The organism is Sulfuriferula multivorans, from assembly GCF_003851125.1.
In the GTDB taxonomy this organism is placed as follows: domain Bacteria; phylum Pseudomonadota; class Gammaproteobacteria; order Burkholderiales; family Sulfuriferulaceae; genus Sulfuriferula; species Sulfuriferula multivorans.
Genome location: NZ_BGOW01000042.1, coordinates 1 through 1,343 on the forward strand (window position 1 = coordinate 1; position 1,343 = coordinate 1,343).

Below are 1,343 nucleotides of genomic sequence, written 5' to 3' on the forward strand. Positions count from 1 at the left end.
CTGATGTTTTTAATTCATTGCTCTTTCCTCATCATCTGATTCAGATTGCGCCGCTTGGGTTGTGTAAGAAGGTGAAGGACTGCGAAACTACAAACGGTCATGTTGGACTCATTGTCCGGACCCTGATGAAAGACGCGCGCCGGGACCTCAATCGTTAGTCGGGAATGGCTTCTCCCCTTGAGCTAATCAGGCTCCCCCGGCGCGGGTCCAACCCGCTTCACATCAACACGTGCAGTGCATCGGTGATTCTTTCCCGCCACCCGGCGGCTTACTTGTTCCTTTCAGTAACCTTTTCGTGCAGACGCTTTTCTTAAAAGCTCAGGCTGCGCTGGCTGCGCTCGGCTTGAGTTTGAAATCCTCGCCGTAGTGCAACACCGCCCACGCCAGCCGTGCATTCCTGGCGGCAATGGCGACCACGGCTTTCCAGTAGCCACGTCGTTCGGCCAGGCTGCGGGCCCAGCGGCTGAAGCCGTCCTGTTTGTCGCCGAGGCCGGCGAGTATGGATCGGGCACCCAGAACGAGCAGACTGCGCAGGTAGCCGTCACCGGCCTTGGTGATCCGTCCCAGTCGCGCTTTACCGCCGCTGCTGTGCTGGCCGGGTGTCAGCCCGATCCACGCGGCGACCTGACGCCCGTTCTTGAAGTCATGGCCGTTGCCGATGCTGGCCAGCAGCGCGCTGGCGGTGATTGGGCCGATGCCGGGACGTTGCATCAGGCGGCGGCTCGCCGCGTCTTCACGGGCGGCGTGTGAAATGGCCTGGTCGTAGTCGGCAATGCGCGCATCGAGTTGGTCGGCGTGCGCCAGGAGATCACCAATGCAACGGTTGGCGTAGCCCGGTAGATCTTCCAGGTGTGCGCCGATCTCCCGGCGCAGGCAGGTTATCTTCTGTGGCAGGACGATACCGAATTCGGCGATCAGGCCGCGCAGGCGGTTGTAGATGGCGGTGCGCTCTTCGACGAAGCCTTGGCGGGTGCGGTGCAGGCACAGGATGATTTGTTGGTGCTCGTCCTTGATGGGGACAAAGCGCATGGTGGGTCGGGTGACGGCCTCGCAGATGGCGGCGGCGTCCTGGGCGTCGTTCTTGCCACGCTTGCCAGTCATGCGGTAGGGCGCGACGAACTTCGGTGCCATCAGTTTGACCGTGTGGCCATGCTGGCGAAACAGCCGCGCCCAGTGGTGCGCACCCGAGCAGGCTTCCATGCCGATCAGACAGGGCGGCAGTTGCGCGATCAGCGGCAGCAAATCCGCGCGTGCAACTTTCGGCTTGACCAGGGCAGGCTTGCCGTTATCATCTACGCCGTGTACGGCAAATACGTTCTTGGCGAGATCGATTCCTACGGTGA

General features: G+C 61.7%; 1 protein-coding gene. It reads right to left on the minus strand.

Features of this window, described 5'->3' with window-relative positions; genetic code table 11:
- Positions 1-318 precede the first annotated feature (318 nt).
- The coding region (locus EI185_RS16140; RefSeq protein ID WP_124706182.1) for an IS110 family RNA-guided transposase at positions 319-1,343 on the minus strand (1,025 nt) is incomplete at its 5' end.